Source organism: Pisciglobus halotolerans (assembly GCF_900113675.1).
Classification (GTDB): domain Bacteria; phylum Bacillota; class Bacilli; order Lactobacillales; family Carnobacteriaceae; genus Pisciglobus; species Pisciglobus halotolerans.
On sequence record NZ_FOQE01000024.1, the window covers coordinates 14,543 to 36,729 of the forward strand.

Annotated in this window: 19 protein-coding genes; 16 read left to right on the forward strand and 3 right to left on the reverse strand. The window is 39.0% G+C overall.

Annotation, left to right across the window (positions count from 1 at the left end):
- The first annotated feature begins 51 nt into the window (after nt 1-51).
- The 7 genes from BM057_RS08165 (at nt 52) to recN (ending at nt 6,621) form a co-directional block, all read left to right on the forward strand.
- Nucleotides 52-912 (forward strand): bifunctional methylenetetrahydrofolate dehydrogenase/methenyltetrahydrofolate cyclohydrolase, encoded by an 861-nt coding sequence (locus BM057_RS08165; RefSeq protein WP_047390411.1) that lies wholly within the window; start codon nt 52-54, stop codon nt 910-912.
- Nucleotides 913-925: 13 nt separating this feature from the next.
- A complete protein-coding gene (gene xseA, locus BM057_RS08170) occupies nt 926-2,269 on the forward strand; it encodes an exodeoxyribonuclease VII large subunit (protein ID WP_047390413.1) in 1,344 nt (447 codons plus the stop codon).
- Entirely contained in the window at nt 2,266-2,511 is a 246-nt protein-coding gene (locus BM057_RS08175) for an exodeoxyribonuclease VII small subunit (RefSeq protein WP_047390414.1), read from the forward strand. Before xseA ends, BM057_RS08175 begins: the two co-directional genes overlap by 4 nt.
- Nucleotides 2,504-3,436, forward strand: a complete 933-nt coding sequence (locus BM057_RS08180) for a polyprenyl synthetase family protein (RefSeq protein ID WP_245741887.1) — start codon at nt 2,504-2,506, stop codon at nt 3,434-3,436. Before BM057_RS08175 ends, BM057_RS08180 begins: the two co-directional genes overlap by 8 nt.
- The gene (locus tag BM057_RS08185; RefSeq protein WP_092092832.1) at nt 3,433-4,248 is read left to right on the forward strand and encodes a TlyA family RNA methyltransferase; all 816 of its coding nucleotides are present in this window, start codon (nt 3,433-3,435) and stop codon (nt 4,246-4,248) included. Before BM057_RS08180 ends, BM057_RS08185 begins: the two co-directional genes overlap by 4 nt.
- A gap of 179 nt (nt 4,249-4,427) precedes the next feature.
- Nucleotides 4,428-4,877: an arginine repressor gene (gene argR / locus BM057_RS08190; RefSeq protein WP_047390858.1), complete on the forward strand. Its 450-nt coding sequence runs from the start codon at nt 4,428-4,430 to the stop codon at nt 4,875-4,877.
- Nucleotides 4,878-4,908: 31 nt separating this feature from the next.
- On the forward strand, nt 4,909-6,621 hold the full coding sequence (recN, locus tag BM057_RS08195; protein ID WP_092092835.1) for a DNA repair protein RecN: 1,713 nt from the start codon (nt 4,909-4,911) through the stop codon (nt 6,619-6,621).
- Between the two features lie 309 nt (nt 6,622-6,930).
- Here recN and BM057_RS08200 read toward each other — a convergent pair whose 3' ends face one another.
- Entirely contained in the window at nt 6,931-7,893 is a 963-nt protein-coding gene (locus BM057_RS08200) for a magnesium transporter CorA family protein (RefSeq protein WP_092092837.1), read from the reverse strand.
- A 299-nt stretch (nt 7,894-8,192) separates the two neighbouring features.
- Between BM057_RS08200 and gndA the strand changes: the two genes are divergently transcribed.
- From gndA to BM057_RS08215, 3 genes are all read left to right on the forward strand, one after another.
- Complete coding sequence (gndA, locus tag BM057_RS08205; protein WP_092092839.1) at nt 8,193-9,629, forward strand: NADP-dependent phosphogluconate dehydrogenase; 1,437 nt, start codon at nt 8,193-8,195, stop codon at nt 9,627-9,629.
- Between the two features lie 469 nt (nt 9,630-10,098).
- Nucleotides 10,099-10,791 carry a response regulator transcription factor gene (locus BM057_RS08210; protein WP_047390866.1) on the forward strand — a complete coding sequence of 231 codons (693 nt, stop codon included), beginning with the start codon at nt 10,099-10,101 and terminating at the stop codon, nt 10,789-10,791.
- Between the two features lie 14 nt (nt 10,792-10,805).
- Nucleotides 10,806-12,335 (forward strand): HAMP domain-containing sensor histidine kinase, encoded by a 1,530-nt coding sequence (locus tag BM057_RS08215; protein WP_047390869.1) that lies wholly within the window; start codon nt 10,806-10,808, stop codon nt 12,333-12,335.
- Between the two features lie 66 nt (nt 12,336-12,401).
- Here BM057_RS08215 and yidC read toward each other — a convergent pair whose 3' ends face one another.
- Nucleotides 12,402-13,340, reverse strand: a complete 939-nt coding sequence (gene yidC, locus BM057_RS08220) for a membrane protein insertase YidC (protein ID WP_047390870.1) — start codon at nt 13,338-13,340, stop codon at nt 12,402-12,404.
- Nucleotides 13,341-13,407: 67 nt separating this feature from the next.
- On the reverse strand, nt 13,408-13,683 hold the full coding sequence (locus BM057_RS08225) for an acylphosphatase (RefSeq protein ID WP_047390874.1): 276 nt from the start codon (nt 13,681-13,683) through the stop codon (nt 13,408-13,410).
- Between the two features lie 250 nt (nt 13,684-13,933).
- On the opposite strand from BM057_RS08225, the gene BM057_RS08230 reads away from it, so the two are divergent.
- The 6 genes from BM057_RS08230 to BM057_RS08255 form a co-directional block, all read left to right on the forward strand.
- Nucleotides 13,934-16,297, forward strand: a complete 2,364-nt coding sequence (locus BM057_RS08230; protein ID WP_092092842.1) for an FtsK/SpoIIIE family DNA translocase — start codon at nt 13,934-13,936, stop codon at nt 16,295-16,297.
- A gap of 607 nt (nt 16,298-16,904) precedes the next feature.
- Nucleotides 16,905-17,978: a BMP family lipoprotein gene (locus BM057_RS08235; RefSeq protein ID WP_047392716.1), complete on the forward strand. Its 1,074-nt coding sequence runs from the start codon at nt 16,905-16,907 to the stop codon at nt 17,976-17,978.
- 266 nt (nt 17,979-18,244) lie between these two features.
- Nucleotides 18,245-19,792: an ABC transporter ATP-binding protein gene (locus BM057_RS08240; protein ID WP_177186211.1), complete on the forward strand. Its 1,548-nt coding sequence runs from the start codon at nt 18,245-18,247 to the stop codon at nt 19,790-19,792.
- On the forward strand, nt 19,782-20,858 hold the full coding sequence (locus BM057_RS08245) for an ABC transporter permease (protein WP_047392713.1): 1,077 nt from the start codon (nt 19,782-19,784) through the stop codon (nt 20,856-20,858). The genes BM057_RS08240 and BM057_RS08245 overlap by 11 nt, the downstream gene beginning before the upstream one ends.
- A gap of 1 nt (nt 20,859) precedes the next feature.
- Nucleotides 20,860-21,819, forward strand: coding sequence for an ABC transporter permease (locus BM057_RS08250; RefSeq protein ID WP_047392708.1), 960 nt, complete (start codon nt 20,860-20,862; stop codon nt 21,817-21,819).
- Between the two features lie 77 nt (nt 21,820-21,896).
- On the forward strand, nt 21,897-22,187 hold a 291-nt coding region (locus tag BM057_RS08255), incomplete at its 3' end, for a helix-turn-helix domain-containing protein (RefSeq protein WP_177186152.1).

A 22,187-nucleotide genomic window follows, 5' to 3' on the forward strand; every position in this document is an offset into this window, starting at 1 on the left:
AAATTGAAAAAAGATTTTACATCATTGTTTTCAAGAGGGAGGAGAAATGACATGAGTGCAATCTTAATGAGCGGGAAAGAACTTTCAGATGTATTGAATGAAAAGATGAAGAAGAGCGTAGAGGAACTAGTTGAAAAGGGCGTTATTCCTGGGCTTGCAGTTGTATTAGTAGGAGAAGATCCTGCTAGTCAAACATACGTCCGTAATAAAGAAATAAGAGCCAAAAAACTGGGCATTCATTCTGTGGTGGAACGTTATCCAGAAACGATCAAAGAAAGTGAACTCCTAAACGTAGTCGATCGTTTAAATGCTGATGATCAAATCCACGGGATCCTCGTACAATTACCTTTACCAAAGCAAATCAATGAAAACCGAATTTTGATGGCTATTGATCCTTCCAAAGATGTAGATGGTTTTCATCCCATCAACATGGGAAAGTTGTTTATTGGACAACCAGATCGTATTCCTTGTACTCCTTATGGTATCATGAAAATGTTAGATCACTATGGAGTAGAACTGGAAGGGAAGCGCGCAGTCGTTATTGGAAGAAGCAATATTGTAGGAAAACCTATGGCACAGTTACTGATGATGAAAAACGCTACCGTAACGATTGCTCATTCTAGAACCAAACACTTGCAAGAACTTGCTCGACAAGCAGATATCTTGGTTGTTGCGATCGGCAGAGGACATTTTGTCACCAAGGATTTTGTAAAACCTGGAGCTGCAGTTGTTGATGTTGGAATGAACAGAGATGAAAACGGGAAGCTGATCGGTGATGTTAAGATGGATGAAGTCAAAGAAGTTGCTGGTTTTCTAACGCCGGTTCCTAAAGGGGTAGGACCGATGACCATTACCATGCTGATGTATCAAACGATCGAAAGTGCCAAACAATCACTAAAGGCGGATCAGTAAGGAGAGACAGTAGATGACAAATGAATACTTGACTGTTTCTGCTTTGACAAAGTACTTGAAACGTAAATTTGATGCCGATCCTTATCTGGGACGTGTGTACTTAACGGGAGAAATTTCTAATTTTCGTTATCGGGCAAACACCCATCAATACTTCAGTTTAAAAGATCAAAAAGCTGTTATTTCAGCAACTATGTTCAAGTCTTCTTTTAGCAAACTGAAATTTACGCCAGAAGAAGGGATGAAAGTTCTCGTCATAGGCAGAATCACGCTCTATGAACCAAGCGGACGCTACCAAATCAATATTGAGCATATGGAACCTGATGGAGTCGGTGCATTATATCAAGCTTTAGAGGAAATGAAAAAGAAATTAAGCAAAGAAGGGCTGTTTACAGCGCCAAAACAATTGCTGCCGACTTTTCCAAAACGAATCGCCGTGATTACTAGTCCCAGTGGAGCAGTTATACGCGATATCATGACAACCGTCAAAAGACGTTTTCCTATCGTTCAACTAGTTGTTTTCCCAACACAAGTCCAAGGAAAGTATGCAGCTGATACCATTGTCAACAATATTCGTGCAGTAGAAGAAAAAGGAAACTTTGATACGATGATCATTGCACGTGGTGGGGGATCGATCGAAGATTTATGGCCGTTTAATGAAGAAAAAGTAGCAAGAGCCATTTTTTCAGCAAAAACGCCGATCATTTCATCTATTGGTCACGAAACCGATACGACGATTGCAGATATGGTAGCAGATGTACGTGCAGCAACACCGACTGCTGCGGCTGAACTAGCTGTTCCTTTGTTATCGGAAGAAATTCTAAAAATCGAACGAACCAGACTGCGATTGATGCAAAGTTATAAGTGGACAGTTGACCGCTCAAACGAGCATTTGAATAGAGCTTTAGCCTCCTATATCTTCAGACAGCCCCAGAGGTTATACGAAGGCTATGCGCAAAATGTAGACCAATTAACAGATAAGCTGAACCAAACGATGATGGAAAAAGTACGAGAGGCAAAACAGCAATTGCAACTTCATGCTGTAACGCTAATGTCTAATGATCCTTCAAAACATGTTCAACAAAAACAAACAGATTTAAAAGAACTGCACAATCAGTTAGAAACCCAAATGGATCGTTATATGAAAAACCAGCAAAAACGATTAGATTACGGAATTCAGTCGTTAGACTACTTAAGTCCATTGAAAATTATGCATCGCGGCTACAGCTATGTGACTAAAGACGAAAAAGTTATCAAAAGCGCTGAACAAGTAGCTATCGGCGAAAGTGTCAGTATTCATCTAGACAAAGGGAGAATCATCGCTGAAGTAGTCGAGAAAGAGGAGGAGACTGCAGAATGAGCCAGCAGGCAAAAGAATTAAAATTTGAAGAAGCCATGCAACAATTAGAACAAATCGTAGCTAGATTAGAACAAGGAGATGTCCCTTTAGAAGAGGCACTCGAACAATTTCAAAAAGGTGTTCAGCTAAGCAAGTTTTGTAAAGATAAGCTAGAAAATGCTGAAAAGACGTTGACAAAAATTGTAGACGAAAATGGTGAAGAGACCGTTTTTCAAAATGAAGTGGAGTCTGCCGATGAATAAGGGAACAGCAATGTTAAACCAATTTATGCAGAGAGAAATGCCTTTGGTAGAAAAATATATGATGGAAAAAATCGACGAGATCGATGCTGAAAATACAACACTGATCGAAGCGATGCGCTACTCTTTAAATGCCGGCGGAAAAAGAATTCGGCCGCTTCTCCTGCTGAGCACGCTTGTTTCATTAGGAGGAAAAAAAGAAGATGGTTATGATGCGGCAGCCGCTTTGGAATGTGTCCATACGTATTCGCTGATCCATGATGATCTGCCGGCTATGGACGACGATCACTTGCGTCGCGGAAAACCAACCAATCATATCATTTTTGGAGAGGCTGTGGCTATTTTAACTGGAGACGGCTTACTAACACAAGCTTTTCAAATCTTAGCAGATAGTCAACAAACAGCAGAAACGAAAGTCCTCTTGATCCAATCTTTAGCTCAAGCTGCTGGGCCAAGTGGAATGGTTGCTGGGCAAGTAGCAGATATGGAGGGTGAGCAAAAGAGCTTGTCGCTCGAAGATTTGAAGCAATTGCATCGAAAGAAAACAGGGGCATTATTAAAGTTTGCAGTTTATGCTGGCTGTTTGCTCAGTGGTTCATCACAAGAAAGAACCAAGTTGATGGATCAGTATGCCGAACATCTTGGTCTAGCTTTTCAAATTCGAGATGACATTTTAGATATTATTGGAACCACAGAAACATTGGGCAAAGAAACAGGGATGGACGAAGCACATCATAAAAGCACTTATCCTTCCTTGTTGGGACTGGAAGGGGCAAAACACGCCTTGCAACAAACGTTGGATGCTGCAGAAGAAAGCTTGAAAAAAGCTGAAGCGTTGAATGGATCAGAAAAAAATAAGCTGGATCCGCAGTTATTACAGGAAATGATTTATTTATTTGCTTTGCCGATAAAAGAGGAGAAGCAATGAGGAAAGAAAGAGCAGATCAATTGATGGTACAACAAGGATTAGCTGAATCGACGGATAAAGCAAAAAGATTGATCATGTCTGGAAAATTATTGAATGAGAATAACCAGCGGATCGATACATCCGGAGAAAAATTACCGGTCAATACACAGCTGAAACTAAAAGGAGAGCCTTTAAAATATGTCAGCCGTGGGGGATATAAACTAGAAAAGGCACTTGATGTATTTCAGGTATCTGTTGCTGGCAAGATCGTATTAGATATCGGATCATCCACAGGTGGCTTTACTGATGCAGCGCTTCAACATGATGCAGCATATTGTTATGCATTAGATGTAGGAACCAACCAACTCGCTTGGAAGCTAAGACAAGATCCACGTGTGATCGTGATGGAACAGACCAACTTTCGATACAGTAAAAAAGAAGACTTTTCTAAAGGAAGACCTCAATTAGCTTCTATTGATGTTTCCTTTATTTCTTTAAAACTTATCTTGCCAGTATTAAAGGACATCATTATTGAAAATGGAGATATTTTAGCATTGATCAAACCACAATTTGAAGCAGCAAGAGAAGAAATCGGTTCTAAAGGAATCATCGCTGATCCCAAAGTTCATGAGCATGTTTTGGAAGATATTTTGTCCTTTGCTGAGCGTGAAGGGTATACCATAAAAGGGCTCACTTATTCTCCCATAACAGGCGGTCATGGAAACGTTGAATTTTTAGCTCATCTTGCTTGGACAAAAGAATCAAAACCAAACAGTAGCATCAAGATTGAACAAATAGTAGCGGAAGCTCATCAATCGTTTTATTCAAAATGAGCCTTCTTTTTTAGTGAAAAATACTTTTATTTTTTTACAAACACGAAGATTTTGCATTTATTTTGCAGAATCTTTTTTTATATTGAAGAGCTGAAGAAAAGCTTTTTAATTTGAAATAAGTAGGGTAGAATAGAAACAAACTAAAGCTGGTTCAACTTGTATGAATGAGGTGGATGACCTTGAAGAAAAAAGAACGACATCGTTTGTTGAAAGAACTCATTGAAGAGCAAAGCATTGAAAAACAAGAAGATTTTGTTTCTATTCTAAAAGAACGTGGCATTGATGTCACGCAGGCTACGATCTCGCGCGATATCAAAGAACTTCAGTTAATGAAAGTTCCAGCAACATCAGGCGGGTATTACTATAGTCTGCCGCCTGACATGAATGATGATACTTCTGTAAAGTTGGGTAAAATGCTAAAAGATGCTTTTGTGTCGATGGACTGCCAAGATTATTTTATGGTGATCCATACGATTCCAGGAAACGCTTTTGCTTTAAGTGCGTTGCTTGATGCATCGAATTTTGAAGGCGTTTTTGGTACGATTTCAGGAGATGACACGTTATTAGTGATTTGTCGATCAGCTGAAGATGCGAAACAGCTGAAAGAACACATTATTCAACTTATTTAGTTCTTTTCATACATTATTGGAGGAATGAAATGTGTTACAGGAATTAACGATTAAAAATTTTGCCATCATTCATGATTTATCTTTAAGTTTTGATCGAGGCATGACGGTATTGACTGGAGAAACAGGAGCTGGGAAATCGATCATCATCGATGCAGTCGGCTTGCTGGCAGGAGGAAGGGGATCAAGCGAATTTATTCGCCACGGTGCTGAAAAGTGCGTGCTTGAAGCCTTATTTTCGATTGAAAAAAATCCGTCAACGTTTGAATTGTTAAAGAAATATGGGGTTGACACAGAAAATAAGGAAGTGGTCATCCAACGAGACATTCATCATACTGGGCGCAGCACATGCCGGATCAACGGTAGACTAGTCACGATTGCCATTTTGCGAGAAATCGGAGAAAGCTTGATTGATATTCACGGCCAAAGCGAACACCAAGAATTGATGCATGCAGAACGTCATCTGCCGATGTTAGATCAGTTTGGAAATGCAGAACTGAAAAAAGAAAAAAAGGATTATCAAAATATTTATGTAGATTATATAAGACTAAAAAAAGATTACGATGACTGGCAAACCAATGAACAAGAGTTGGCACAACGTATCGATATGCTGACGTTCCAATCAAATGAGATCGAATTAGCAGAACTGGTTCCAGGTGAAGAAGAAAAGATGGAAGAAGAAAAAATTCTGCTGTCAAATCATCAAAAAATCGTGGAATCCCTTTCTGTTACGTATGAAGCGTTACAGGGAGATGAAGGAAATGGCATCGACTTTGTAGGAGAAGCGATGTCTGCTATCCAAAATATTGAGCAGTATGATGAAACGTATAAGCGGATAGCAGAAGTCATTGCTTCCAGCTATTTTCAGTTGCAAGAAGCCGCCAGTGATGTTTTAAAAGAGCGTGACCAGTTGTCTTATGATGAAGGTCGATTAAATGAAATTGAAAAAAGACTGGAAACGATCCATCAGCTGAAACGAAAATATGGCGAATCAGTTGAAGACATTCTACATTACTACGAAGAGATCACAATGGAATTGACTCATCTCCAGAATCGCGAAGTAAATTTTGAGCAGCTGGAAAACTTGCTGGTTGAGCGAAAAAAAGAATTGTTGGAAAAAGGCAAGCTGTTGTCTAAAGAAAGAAAAGCAACTGCAGTCAAACTAGAAAAAGCTATTCAAGAACAATTAAATGAGCTCTATATGGATAAAGTTCAATTTAAAGTGAACTTTTTAAACGAAAATGCTGCTTCAGAAAAAACAATGATCTTTGCAACAGGAATTGATCAAGTTGAATTTTATATCGCACCTAATCCAGGAGAACCATTGAAGCCGTTAGCAAAAATTGCTTCTGGGGGAGAATTATCTCGTTTAATGTTGGCATTAAAAACCGTTTTTTCAAAAACCCAAGGCATCACCAGTATTATTTTTGATGAAGTAGACACTGGTGTCAGCGGGCGAGTAGCACAAGCGATTGCCAATAAAATCTATCTTGTAGCCTTGCATTCTCAAGTACTTTGTATCACTCATCTGCCTCAAGTAGCTGCAACTGCGGATCAGCATCTGTTTATTTCAAAAGAGATCGTAGGAGATCGCACGGAAACGCATGTTAGAGCATTGGATGAGACTGAAAAACGTGCAGAGATCGCTCGTATGTTGGCTGGATCAGAGATTACACCATTAACATTGGAGCACGCTAAAGAATTGAAAGAAATGGCTCAAAAAGAAAAAAAAGCTGTTAATAAGTAAATAGGTATTAAAAAAAGAGGCACTGGTTAAATCCAATGCCTCTTTTCAGCAGTATATTATTCATTAGTTGTTTACATGTTGATCAAAGTAAAGAGAACAGATAAGAATCCAGATCCTAGCATTGCAACAAGAGCAAGAATGATAAAGAATTTAAATCCTTTTTTTTGTTTATTTGGTTTGTTAGAACTGCTCATGCGGATTTCCCCTCATTTCTCTGCAAATTTATTTTAGTTTACCGCAAAAAAATAAGAAGCTCAAGAGCAGGATGAGGTTTTCATATTTTTTTCACATTTTAACGTGTTAATAGTGTTAAAAGTAGTCTTTTTTCTTCAACCAATAAGTAGTAAGGATAGATAAAAGAATGATGATGGTCATGGTAATTAAAAAGCCAGCGCCATTTTTTTGCCAAGGAACGGGAACGTTCATCCCCCACAAAGCACCGACCAGTGAAGGAATCGTCATGACAATGGTAACAGAAGTGAGAAACTTCATTGTATTGTTCAAATTGTTAGAAATGACAGAAGAAAAAGTATCACTGATCTGGCCTAATAGTTTAAGCGTCTGACGAATCATATTTTCTGCTTGCATGTTTTGCACACGAACGTCGCGCAGCAATTCTTTGCTTTTTTCATTACTAATAAAATACTCTGTTTCTTGAAGTTTAGAAATGACAGGATGGTTCGTATTGATAGCAGTGTCAAAATAAACTAAGCTTTTTTGCAGTTCCATCATTTTTAATAATTGATTGGAATCAGAAGATCGGCTAATATTGATCTCGAGTAATTCTGTGGCATGGTTAATTTCTTTTAAACAATAAATGTAGCGATCTGCAATATTCATGGCTACATGTAACGTAAATTGAACATGGTCCTGAATATCGACCGGATGATCTAAGAAGTTGTCAATGATATCTTGGATATAATGGGGCGTACTCAAACTCGCAGTGATCAAAATTCCTTTCGAAGTAATGATAGATAATGGACGTGTAACATATTCTACAAGGCCACTTTTACCGATCACTTTAATTGGGAATAGAAGAATGAGGAGACGCCAAGCAGATTCATCCAAATTTTCTACATTTTCATATCGTGCAACTTCATCAGAATCAAATGCACTGGATAGATAGTCAATAGGAAAGTGGTACTCATCAGCAATCATTTTCAGTTCTTTTTCATTTGATTGAGTGATGTGTATCCACTTTACATGGTCTTCTTTTCTATTTTCTACCTGTTGAATACGATTGTTTTCATCAACTGCATATGCTTTGATCATCTGTTCACCTCCTAGTAAAAATCATTCTCCACGATTGGATAACCGTTAAAAACAAAGCCTTCGTATCTATTTTACAATAAAAGTAAACAAAAGATGATTAAAATGACTTATTCTTACAGAATGAGAAAGGAAGACTATAGGTTGCAACCAGGCAAAGATTTGGTTAACACCGTGCAAATAAGTGACCAAGAACAGAAATGCTTGCTTTCATTCTTTCCAATAGTTTGATAAGATAGATTTGGAAATTGCAAAATATACCAACAATGAAAAGCTGTGTAAGACGAAGGGAGATCAAATGCATGAGTAAACAACAAATCGGTGTCGTAGGTATGGCCGTGATGGGTAAAAATTTGGCATTGAATATTGAAAGCAGAGGCTATTCTGTTTCTATCTATAACCGTACCACTTCCAAAGCTGAAGCTGTTGTTGCGGAACATCCAGACAAAAAATTAGTGTTAACCAAAACGATCGAAGAATTTGTTGAATCTTTAGAAAAACCAAGAAAAATTATCTTAATGGTTCAAGCTGGAAAAGGAACAGATCTTGTGATCCAGTCATTGTTACCACATTTAGATAAAGACGATATATTGGTAGACGGAGGGAATACCTTCTTTAAAGATACCATGCGCCGTAGTGCTGAATTGGCAGAATCTGGCATCAACTTCATTGGAACAGGAGTTTCTGGCGGAGAAGAAGGAGCTTTAAAAGGTCCTGCTATTATGCCAGGAGGACAAAAAGAAGCATATGATTTGATCAGTCCGATTTTAGAACAAATTGCTGCAAAGGCTCCTAGCGACGGCGAACCTTGTGTGACTTATATTGGACCAAATGGAGCAGGTCATTACGTCAAAATGGTTCATAATGGAATCGAATATGGTGATATGCAATTGATTGCTGAGTCTTATCATTTGCTTCGCGCCGTAGCAGGATTATCTGTTGAAGAAACAGCAGAAGTTTTTCGTGAATGGAACAAAGGTGAACTAGACAGCTTCTTGATCGAAATCACTGCTGCTGCATTGACGAAAAAAGATCCTGAAACTGGCAAACCAATGGTTGAAGTGATTTTAGACCGTGCAGGCAATAAAGGGACAGGTAAATGGACTTCACAAAGCGCTTTAGACTTGGGTGTACCATTGCCATTGATCACAGAATCTGTTTTTGCCCGCTACATTTCTGCTTTAAAAGACGAACGTGTTGAGGCAAGCAAAGTATTACCAAAACCAGCAGCATACTCTTTTGAAGGAGACAAAAAAGAGTTGGTTGAAAAAATCCGTCAAGCTCTTTATTTCAGCAAAATCATGAGCTACGCACAAGGGTTTGCACAAATGCGCACTGCAAGTGAAGAGTATGATTGGAACTTGCAATATGGCGAAATTGCTAAAATTTTCCGTGCAGGTTGTATCATTCGTGCTCAATTCTTGCAAAAAATTACGGATGCTTACAATCGTGATGCATCATTAAAGAACTTGATGTTGGATGAATACTTCATGGACATTACTGCAAATTACCAAGATGCTGTTCGCGATATCATTGGCGTAGCTGTCAAAGCCGGTGTACCTGTACCGACATTCTCTTCTGCGATCGCTTATTACGATTCTTATCGCTCTGCAGACTTACCTGCTAATATTATCCAAGCACAGCGCGATTACTTTGGTGCTCACACTTATGAACGAAAAGATAAAGAAGGTATTTTCCACTTTGACTGGTATGGAGACAAAGGCGAAGAAAGTATCTAACAAATCGAACAGCTTGTCTACGAAATGGTGTAAATGAAAACTAAGCCAAAAGACAGTGTTTGCTTTACTTTAGGACTAAAAACTTAGAAAAAAGTTTGCGTCAAAGAGAGATTGGAATTGATTCCAGTCTCTCTTTTGGCTTTATGATGAAGGTTATTTTTGAGATAAGGATAGGGTGAGACATCAGTTTTTCAAATTAACATACCCGAACGGATAAAAAAGTTACAATCTTTTTTATGTTCAAAAATAGAATGGAAACGATAGACCCTTTATAACAGAAAAGTGAAAAAGTGTCCGGCTTGTGAACAAATGAAAAAGGAAAACGAAATACGAACAGATGAACGCTCTTTTTTCAGCTTTTTCTATGGTAAAATAGTAAGTGTTTAATGAGAAAATGATTGAGAAATTGTATGAAACATGCTATTGTAACAAAGGCGTGCATTACCGAAATAAAGGAGCAGGTATTGATATGAGTAAAATATTAATCATTGAAGACGAAAAAAATTTAGCTCGTTTTGTTGAACTTGAATTGAAACATGAAGGCTATGAAACAGAAGTGCGACATAATGGTCGTACAGGTTTAGAAGCAGCACTCGAAGAAAAGGCAGATTGGGATGTTATTTTGCTTGATTTAATGCTGCCTGAATTGAATGGAATCGATGTTTGCCGTCGCATCAGACAAGTGAGCAATGTTCCAATCATTATGATGACAGCAAGAGACTCAGTGATCGATCGTGTATCCGGATTGGATCATGGAGCAGATGACTATATCGTTAAACCTTTTGCAATCGAAGAACTACTGGCTCGTTTACGCGCTTTATTGCGCCGCATTGAAATTGAAAGCGAGCAAAATATTACAAAACAAACCACTGTGATCTACCGGGATTTGGTTGTTGAAAAAGAAAACCGAGTTGTCCGTAGAGGCGATGAAGTAATCGAATTAACCAAAAGAGAATACGAGCTGCTGTTAGAATTGATGGAAAATGTCAATGTTGTGCTAGCGCGAGATGTTCTGTTAAATAAAGTCTGGGGTTATGAAACAGAAGTAGAAACGAATGTAGTAGATGTTTATATCCGTTATTTAAGAAATAAAATTGACGTTCCAGGCGAAGAAAGCTACATTCAAACTGTTCGTGGAACAGGTTATGTGATGCGTTCGTGAAAAGATTCTTAAAAATGAACGGAAAAACGGGAAACGGATCTAAACGCATTTCTTTGAAATGGAAATGGTCTTTGGGTGCAGCCGCCGCGATATTTTTAACCTATCTTATTTTTACGATCGTCATTGCTTTAAGTTTCAGACAAATCACATTGAAACAGCAAGATGAAAAATTAAAGGAAGTCCTCTACGGAGTGGAAGAGCGTTTAAATGTGGAAGATGCAGCGCTGACGAAAGCAAGAGTTTACCAAGCTTTAAGCCCATCTTATACACCGTCTTTCCCTGAGTTGGATCAATCTTACGATCAGCGAAATCTTCTGATCGGCGAAAAAGGCAACTTTCAAGATACACTTTATGCAGAAATGAGTGAAGAAGGTGTTGTTGTACGTGTTTACAGTCCAACCTCTCGTTTACTGTTTGAAACTAAACCAAGCGATGTCTCTTTTGCTCCCCAGGAAAAAACGAGTATCGATATCGCTGATATTAAAGGCAAAGTAGGGATCATTGGCGTTATGCCCGTTTATGCTTCTGGCAGCCAAGATTTGATCGGTTATATTCAAGTGATCAATCAACTGGTCGACTATCATGAAATGAATGATCAAATCTTTTCTGCTATTACCATTACTGGTCTCATTGCATTGCTGTTCAGTGCGATTTTAGGGTTTGTATTGGCAAATAGCTTCCTTAAACCGATCCAGTCTATCACAAACACGATGAATGACATTCGCAAAGATACCCAATCGCAATCGCGTATCGATATCCCAGATGGCAATGACGAACTGACTCATTTGTCGAATGTATTCAACGATATGTTAGATAAAATGCAGCTCTATATCGAGCAGCAGAAACAATTCGTAGAAGATGTGTCTCACGAACTGCGGACGCCTGTAGCAGTGATGGAAGGTCACTTAAAGTTACTGAATCGCTGGGGGAAAGATGATCCGGAAATATTGGATGAGTCGCTATCAGCTTCTTTGCAAGAAATCGACAGAATGAAAACATTGGTTCAAGAAATGCTTGATCTTTCACGAGCAGAGCAGGTCGAGATCCATTATAAAAATGAAAAAACACCGATTCGCCAAATCGTGCTACAAAACTATAATAACTTCAAAATGATCCATCCTGACTTTGACTTTATTTTAGATGATGATCTAGATCAGGAAATTTATGTATCGATCTATCGCAATCACTTAGAACAAATCTTGATCATTCTGCTTGATAATGCAGTGAAGTATTCAACGAAACGAAAAGAAGTTCATATCTCGATTGCTGCCCAAGAAAATACTGTCCAAGTCGCTATTCAAGACTATGGAGAAGGCATGACGCAAGAAGATACAGAAAAAATCTTTGGTCGTTTTTATCGGGTTGATAAAGCTAGAAGTCGTCATAAGGGCGGTAATGGTTTGGGACTTTCAATTGCTAAGGAATTGCTGAAAGGATACAGAGGAGATATTTCTGTGGAGAGTGTGTTAGATCATGGCTCTATTTTCAGGATTACATTACCGATTTATGAAGAAACGGAAGATCAAGTAACAAAAGAATCTTAAACATTTATGAACATTTTTTAAAGACAAAAAAAGAGGAACTGGGAAAAATCCCAATTCCTTTTTTATTTACCTATGTTGTTGCTTACCAGCGTTTCTTCCTTTACCTTTCCCTTGTTTATCTCGGTTAGAGGAAGAAGCTTGAGGTTTGTTGATCGTTGTTTGTTTCATTTGTTCCATTGTCTTTTGACGTTTTTTCTTAGGTGTCACTGGACGATTTTTATTTTTTTCTGCTATTTCTGCTTTGATTTTTGGCTTGTAGTGCAAGTTTGTGATCAAGGTTTGAACCATAGCAAAGATTCCGCCTGTCAACCAGTATAATGCAAGGCCGGCAGGAGAGGAGAATGAAATCAGTGTAATCATGACTGGGCTCATCATCATCATTGTCCGTGTTTGTTTCTTTTGTTCCGGTGACATGCCTATGGTTGAAATATAAGCTTGACCAAAGTAAACAGCTCCAACGATGATCACTAATACAATGCTTCGTTCTCCTAAATTCATTCCTAGGAAAGTGCTGCTTGCAATTTCATTTGATAAGCGTACAGCTTGATACATAGCAGTGAAAATCGGCAATTGAATGAGCAGCGGCAAGCAACCGATACCGCCCATCATGCTGATATCATTTTCTTTGTAAAGAGCCATCATTTCTTGTTGGATCTCAGCTTTTTCTTCATTGGTTTTTGCCGCTTTTAATGCTGACTGGATCTCGTCTAATTCAGGTTTGACAAAGGCCATTTTTTCCTGTTGGACCATTGTTTTTTTCGATTGGCTCAGGTTTAACGGCAAAATGATCAATCGAACAACGATCGTGATCAAAATAATCGCTATACCATAATTACCACCAAAAAAGTCAGCAAGTAGAATGATCAGTTTTTGAGTCGGAATAACTAAATATTCATAAATAAACCCGGTCGGCGCGCCATTGGCATCATAACTCATACACCCAGATAAGAGCAGCAATAAGCTTAAAATCGTTCCGGATAAATAGATTTTTTTCTTTCTTTTCATTTTTCACTTTCCTTTGCATAGAGTAAAATAAAGTCATTTTAAACTATACAGGAATTAGATTATCATTTCAATTGGTTACGGTAAAATTCATTCTTTCTTCAATACTTTCATCTTCTTCGACTGTAACATCCTCAACACTCGCACTAGGAGATGGAGAACGTTTTATGCCGTCTATAAACGCATCGATTCTTTCGGGACTTCCATTTGCTTCGATGTAAACAGATCCATCATTTTCATTTCTCACGATTCCCGCTATGCCCAGTTTATCTGCTAGCATTTTAGTGGTGTAACGAAAACCAACACCTTGAACCATTCCTTTGACCAGAATGCGTACTTTCTTCATTTGTCGATGATCTCCTTTCGTTTTAAATTCCTTGGGGTCTACTGCAGGGGCAGGAGCAATTTTTTTTCTTAGTTTATTTATCCATGTGATCAACATCGTTCACCTCTTTTTGGTAACGTATTCACTCATATTTTAACGATTACACAGGAAAAGGTCAACTTTTTGCCTATTAAGAAACAACGGATAACATTCCGTTATGCCTTTGTTTTGTGTATAATATAGGAAAGCGAAACAGGAAGGAGAACATGAGTTGGCTGCAAAACAACAAACAAAGTCTAAAAGAAAGAAAAAGAAAAAAAATGCTTCTGTTTCTAATGAAGTGATTGGAATTATTTATATAGCCATTAGCTTGTTTGCCTTGTCGCATCTTGGCTTTTTAGGTTTTTTAAGTGCTAATGCTTTTCGCTTTTTTGTAGGAGATACTTACCTCTTCGCAGCAGTAATGCTAGGTGTATATGGAGGCTATCTTCTCCTTAAAGGAGCGGCTCCACCATTAAAAAGTCATGGTGTTTTAGGGCTCATTTTATTATACAGTGGCGTTTTGTTATTTTTACATGCGCTTTTATTTAAAGGAATCATTCAGCCTGAAACAAATATTTTATCTGCTACCTTGCGTTTTTATATGGCTGATGCCAGCAGCAGTTCAATTATCCACTCTTTAGGCGGAGGGATGATTGGCGCGTTACTTTATACAGCGAGCTACTTTTTAGCCTCTCAGTGGGGCAGCTATCTGTTGTCGATCGTATTAGGGATAGTAGGCATTTTCTTTATATTAAACTTGTCATTCCAAAAGGCGTTGGCCATTATTCGAAATGGACTTCAGTGGACGAAAAAGAAAATCTTGTTTTTTATTTCGTTTATTCAAGAAACCATTTCCAAGAAAAAACAGCAAAAAACAAAAAAGAAAGAAAAAGCAAAAAACAAAACACAATCAACTGGGAAAAAGGAAAAGAAAGAAAAGGTCTCTCCATCAACTATGTCGGCTGAAGAAACCAGAGAACATGATCAGCCAGCAGCTAAAGGCCCAGTTTTAGAGATCGACAGCTATCAGAAAAAAAGACAGCTTGAAGAAGCAGAAAAAGCAAACGCGACCCAAGCTGAACAGACGGATGATCAAGCAGATGAAAATGAACATCAGACGCTTGACTTTGAGATTTCTGCTGAAACTGAAAACGAGGACTATCAGTTGCCTTCTCCAGCTTTATTAAATGAAATCAAACAAAAAGACCAATCTGGAGAATATGAAATCATCGAACAGAACGTGAAAAAGTTAGAAACAACTTTTGCCAGCTTTGGTGTAGATGCAAAAGTGGTCAAAGCGAAACTTGGCCCTGCTGTGACCAAGTATGAAGTGAAACCTGCCATAGGTGTAAAAGTTAGCAAAGTCGTCAATTTAACAGATGATCTTGCCTTGTCGCTAGCAGCTAAGGATATTCGAATGGAAGCACCGATTCCAGGGAAATCTTTCATTGGGATCGAAGTTCCGAATAATGAAGTGAATCTAGTCTCTTTTCGTGATGTGATTGAAGATTATGTTAAAGATAATGATAAGTTGCTTGAAGTTCCTCTCGGCAGAGATATCTCGGGGAGTGTAGCTGTAGCAGATTTAACAAAAATGCCGCATTTATTGGTTGCTGGATCTACAGGAAGCGGGAAATCGGTCAATATCAACAGTATTATCGTCAGCATTTTAATGAAAGCCAAACCGAATGAAGTGAAACTGATGATGATCGACCCTAAAAAAGTTGAGTTGAATGTCTATAATGGTATACCGCATCTATTGACACCTGTTGTAACCAATCCTAAAAAAGCTGCTCAAGCTCTTCATAAAGTCGTTGAAGAAATGGAAAGACGTTACGAATTATTTGCAGCCACTGGTATGCGGAATATTTCTGGCTACAACGAACATATTCTTGAAAAAAATATCGAGACCGGCGAGAATTATCCGACACTGCCTTTTATTGTTGTCATTGTAGACGAATTGGCTGACTTGATGATGGTAGCAAGCAATGCAGTTGAAGAAGCTATCACAAGATTGGCTCAAATGGCAAGAGCTGCAGGTATCCATATGATTTTAGCTACACAGCGTCCTAGTGTAGATGTCATTACCGGGATCATCAAAGCCAATGTGCCTTCTCGTATTGCATTTGCAGTTTCAAGCGGAACAGATTCTCGTACGATCTTAGATAGCAATGGTGCAGAAAAACTATTGGGAAGAGGGGACATGTTGTACTTGCCGATGGGACAAAACAAACCGACACGTGTTCAAGGCGCTTTTATTTCTGATGAAGAAGTAGAACGAGTGGTTTCATTTGTGACCAATCAACAAGAAGCTAATTATGTAGAAGAAATGATTCCGACAGATGAACCTGAGATGTCGCATGAAGAAGCGGAAGATGAACTGTATAATGAGGCTGTATCGTTAGTGGTAGAAATGCAAACTGCTAGTATTTCGATGTTGCAGCGACGCTTTAGGATCGGTTATAACCGAGCAGCTCGGATGATGGATGAAATGGAAATGCGCGGCGTCGTGGGACCATCAGAAGGCAGCAAGCCAAGGAAAGTAAATGTAGAAAAAGAACCGGAACCTTTAACCGAGTCAGAGGACCTTTGATATTGTTAAAGGTTCTTTTTTTGGTTCTACAATATTTAACGTTGGTCTGTAAAAAATCAATTTTTTTAATGCTAAGCTCGTTAGAATCCTATTTCTAGAAATTTCAGGAGGCGCATAGGACTACTGGTAGCCATGAAAAAAGATGCAATGTGAATCACTTAGTGTTAGGCTTTAGCCGTTACACTAAGTTTGAAGCTTGCAAGCATTGAGACGCGATTTTCGGCTCAATGTGTTCTCATGGCTTTCCATCAGTAGCCCATCGACCGTAGGAAATTCCTTTACCAACGTTAAAAGAGGAAGAACCCTTTTTTTATGCTCTCTCCACGTAATGAAATCGCAGATTCCAATAAATTCGGCGGCATAGATGCTAACAGATGCTCCAAACAGCAAGTGAACGATTAAAGGTTTGTTCAGGTTTAAAGGGAGTGGAGAACATCAGAAGAAAAGTTAAATGAAAAAGCGATTAAAATGTGAACAATTTATCCTAAAAACGATTTCAATTATCGTTTTGTTGTTTCTTTTTTAGGGCTGTGGTGCTAAAATAAACATGAGGATGAACTGAGCGCAAGTTAGTTCGGACTACAAAAAAATATCGGGGGTTTTTCAAGTGGAAAAACGACATGTTAAGAGTCTATTGACTTTAGGTTTCACATCAGGCTTGGTATTGGCTGCTTGCGGAAATGGAGGAGGAAGCGACACAGCGGGTTCTGATGCAGCTTCTGGAGATAAAGCGGCTAAGGACTTCTCAGTTGTGATGGTCACAGATGTCGGCGGGGTTGATGATGGTTCATTTAACGAATCAGCATGGAATGGAATGAAAGAGTGGGGGAAAGAACACAACCTTGAACAAAACAAAAACTTCGCATACATACAATCCAATGAAGACTCGCAATTTGTTCCTAATTTAAACCAAGCAGTCAACAACAATTTTGACTTGATTTATGGAATTGGATTTAAATTAAAACCAGCTATGGAAGACGTAGCGAAAGCCAACACAGATCAACACTTTGTTATTATTGATGAAGTGATCGAATTAGACAACGTAGCTTCTGTTTTATTTAAAGACCACGAAGCAGCTTATCTTGCAGGTGTAGCAGCTGCTGAAACAACTGAAACGGATCATGTTGGTTTTATTGGCGGACAAGAAAGTGATGTTATCGACCGTTTTGAAGCTGGTTTTCTTGCTGGCGTCAAAGCTGTAAACCCTGATATCAAAGTAGATGTTGAGTATGCCGGTTCATTTGGTGATGCTGCTAAAGGAAGACAATTAGCTGCAGCAATGTATACCAACGGAGCTGATATTATTTATCACGCGTCTGGTGATACTGGTAATGGGGTTTTCTCTGAAGCTAGAGACCGTATGAATGCTAATCCAGATGACAAGATTTGGGTTATCGGTGTTGACCTTGATCAACAAGCTGAAGGAGAATACGACGGTGGAAACTTGACATTGACCTCTACTCTTAAAGGTGTAGGCGAAGCTGTTCAAGACCTTTCTAATGAAGCAATGGAAGGTACATTCCCAGGTGGAAAAACGACAAACTTCGGCTTGGCTGAAGACGCTGTCGGCTTAACAGATGGCAACTTATCTGACGATGCAAAAGCAAAAGTTCAAGAATACAAACAAAAAATCATCGATGGAGAAATCGAAGTACCGACACATCCAGATGAAGTTAAATAAACACTTGATTCAAGCTTAACTTAATTGTAATAAGAGGCCGGATTTTTCCGGTCTTTTATTATCCCATTCAGTCACTTTTCATTGCTCATAACATAAAAGTTAGCTTCTTAAAAATGTTGGAACAACTATTTTCTAATACTAGTTTTTATAGAAGGTTTTGTTTACAATGATAAAAGAACTGTCGTTTGAAATGAGTCAACAGAAGTTGGTTTAGAAAAGATAAAAGGAGTGAGACGCTCGTGCCAGAAACAAATTATGTTATCGAAATGCTTGGCATCACGAAACAGTTCGGTGATTTCAAAGCAAATGATAATATCAACTTAAAAGTAAAAAAAGGAGAAATTCATGCTTTATTAGGGGAAAATGGAGCTGGTAAATCTACTCTAATGAACATTCTTTCTGGGCTGTTGGAGCCAACCTCAGGAGAAATTCGAGTAAATGGAGAAAAAGTTGACATTTCTTCACCAGGAGTAGCAGATAAACTAGGGATCGGCATGGTGCATCAACACTTCATGCTGGTGGACAAGTTTACGGTTACAGAAAACATCATCTTAGGTAGTGAAAAGACAAAAGCTGGTTTCTTAGATAAAAAAGAAGCGCAAAAAGAAATCAAAGCTCTTTCGGAAAGATATGGTCTATTTGTTGATCCAACTGCTAGAGTCGAAGCTATTTCTGTTGGAATGCAGCAACGTGTGGAGATTTTAAAAACACTCTACCGCGGTACAGATATTCTGATTCTAGATGAGCCGACTGCAGTACTGACACCTCAAGAAATCACCGAGCTAATGGAAATCATGCATTCTTTGACTAAAGAAGGAAAGTCTATTATCATCATTACGCATAAGCTGGAAGAGATCAAACAAGTCGCTGACCAATGTACGGTTATTCGTCGTGGTCAAAGTATTGATACAGTCGAAGTCGCCGAAACGTCTTCTCAGCAATTGGCAGATATGATGGTTGGACGGTCTGTTACCTTTAAAGTACCAAAGGAAGAAGCTCAGCCAAAAGAAACAGTCTTATCTATTCAAGACTTAACAGTGAAAGAATCGCGTGGATTGGAAGCCGTGAAACACTTCAATTTGGATATTCATGCTGGTGAAATCGTTGGCATCGCAGGAGTAGACGGAAATGGTCAAAGTGAATTGATTCAAGCGATCACGGGTCTAACAAAAGTGGAAAGCGGAACGATTACGTTGAATAGCAAAAATATCACTAACCTTCCGCCGCGTAAAATCACAGAAGCCGGGGTAGGACATATTCCAGAAGACCGTCAGAAGTATGGTTTGATTCTTCCAATGACACTTTATGAAAATATCTCTTTACAAGAATATTATAAAGAGCCTTTTAGCAAAAATGGAATTTTAAACGGAAATGCAATGAAGAAAAATGCTCGTAAATTGATCGATGAATTTGATGTACGAACACAAAATGAATATAACACCGCAAGTTCTTTATCTGGCGGAAATCAGCAAAAAGCTATTATTGCTCGTGAAGTCAGTCGCGATCCAGATTTATTGATTGCTGCTCAGCCCACACGTGGATTGGATGTAGGCGCGATCGAGTATATTCATAAACGATTGATCGAACATCGGGACCATGGTAAAGCTGTTCTTCTAATGAGTTTTGAATTAGATGAAATCATGAACGTCTCAGATCGTATCGTTGTGATGTTCGAAGGAGAAATAGCTGGGATCGTCGACCCTAAAGATGTGACTCAACAAGAATTAGGGTTATTGATGGCAGGCTCTTCAGTTGAAAAAGCAAAAGCCATGGCAGATCAAGACGGTGGAAAGGAGTCAGCAAATGTTAAATGAAAATAAAGGGGCAAAAGTCAACATTCTTGTTCCTGTTCTTTCTGTTGTGCTGGGGTTGATTTTAGGAGCAATAATTATGCTCGCCTTTGGCTATGATCCAATGGCTGGCTACCAAGCGATGCTGCGCGGCGCTTTTGGTTCTCCTTTTTATATTGGTGAGATGTTGCGTTATGCTTCTCCGCTGATCGTCATTGGCCTTGGCTTCTCTGTAGCCAATACAGCAGGTTTCTTTAATATTGGGGTTGCAGGACAAGTTCTTTTAGGGTGGTTATGCTCCGTTTGGGTAGCCATTTCATTCCCAAATTGGCCTGGATATTTATTGTTGCCGATCAGTGTACTTGCAGGTGTTGCTGCAGGAGCATTATGGGCAGGAATTGCAGGTTTCTTAAGAGCTTATTTTAATACAAGTGAAGTTATCGTTACCATTATGTTAAACTACACTGCTTTATATACAACCAACTATTTAGTACGAAATGTATTGACTGATTCAGCAGATACTACACCTCCTATTCCTAAACAAGCTAGCTTAAGAGCAGATTGGCTTTCTAATATCAGCGGCGGATCACGTTTAAACATGGGTATTTTTATTTCTCTGATACTGATCGTCGTCGTGATGATTCTCATGCAAAAAACAACCTTAGGATATGAAATACGTTCTGTCGGCATGAATACCTTTGCCTCTCGCTATGCTGGAATGAATACGAAACAAAATATCATTCTATCCATGGTGATCAGTGGAGGATTAGCCGGTCTAGGCGGTGTGATGGAAGGACTAGGAACGTTTGAAAACATCTTTGTTCAAGGCGCTATGCCAGCGCTTGGATATGATGGAATGGCTGTTGCTCTGTTAGGCTTGAGCAGTCCGGCCGGGATTCTATTTGCAGCACTTCTGTTTGCGATTTTGAAAATCGGCGGAACCAGCATGCCACTAGGCTCAGGTGTCCCAACAGAAGTCGTGGATATCGTTATTGCTTCTATCATTTTCTTTGTTGGTGCAAACTATTTGATTCGATTCTTTATCGATAAACGTGCTCGTGCAAATGTAAAGAAAGGAGGAGCAGAATAAGATGAATCTGACGACTTTATTGCAATTATTAGTTTCTTCTACTTTATTGTACGCTGCCCCTTTGATTTTGACAGCTTTAGGTGGAACTTTTTCAGAGCGTAGTGGTGTGGTCAATGTTGGTTTAGAAGGTATCATGGTTATGGGTGCTTTTTCTTCCATCGTCTTTAACTTAACGTTTGCTTCACAGTTTGGTTCCTGGACTCCTTGGTTAGGGATGTTGGTCGGCGGATTAGTAGGGATCGCTTTCTCATTGATCCATGCAGTGGCAACGATCAATTTACGCTCTGACCATATTATTTCCGGTACAGTGATCAACTTGATGGCCCCTGCTTTAGGCGTCTTTTTGACACGAGTATTGTATGATGGACGTGGACAAACAGATTTTATCGACAAAAACTTTGGTATTTCGAATATCCCAGTATTATCAAAAATTCCGGTGATTGGAGATATTTTCTTTTCTCATACTTATATGCCGGCTTTCTTTGGAATCGTTGTAGCCATCCTTTGCTGGTTTATTCTTTTCAAAACACGATTTGGCTTACGTTTGAGATCAGTAGGGGAACATCCGCAAGCAGCTGACACGTTAGGTATCAATGTATATTTGATGAAATATGCTGGAGTATTGATCTCTGGTTTCCTTGGAGGAATGGGTGGAGCGATCCAAGCTCAGATCATTAGCTTGAACTTTTCGATCACGACGATTGCAGGGCAAGGATTTATGTCTATGGCTGCCATGATTTTCGGTAAGTGGAATCCATTAGGGGCTATGGGCGCAGCCATCTTTTTCGGTTTCGCTCAAAGTTTATCTGTTACAGGAGCGTACATCCCAATTATTGACAGTATTCCAAGTGTATGGCTGCAAGTTGCACCTTACTTGATCACTATCATTGTTTTAGTAGGGGTTATCGGTAAATCTGAAGGTCCTAAAGCAAATGGTGTAACGTATATCAAATCTAAATAAAAATCACTCTTGAAGCAGCAAGGTATACTGACCCCCAAATGTTAGACCAAAAATCTAACATTTGGAGGTCATTTTTTATGGCTAAATATAGCTTTGAATTTAAAAGAATGGTCGTGAAGGAGTACATCAAAGGTTTTGGCGGATATGCCTCTCTAGCTGAAAAACATGGCATTAAAAGCTACGGCCAAGTACGTGATTGGGTGAAAGTTTATCAAGAGTTTGGTGAAGAAGGGTTACAGAGACGGACAACGAACAGGGATTATACTGTTCAATTTAAATTAGATGCGGTAGAGTTGTATTCAAGAACAGAGTTGACCTATCGAGAAACAGCCAACCGACTGGGACTGACTACCCCTGCATTGATTAAA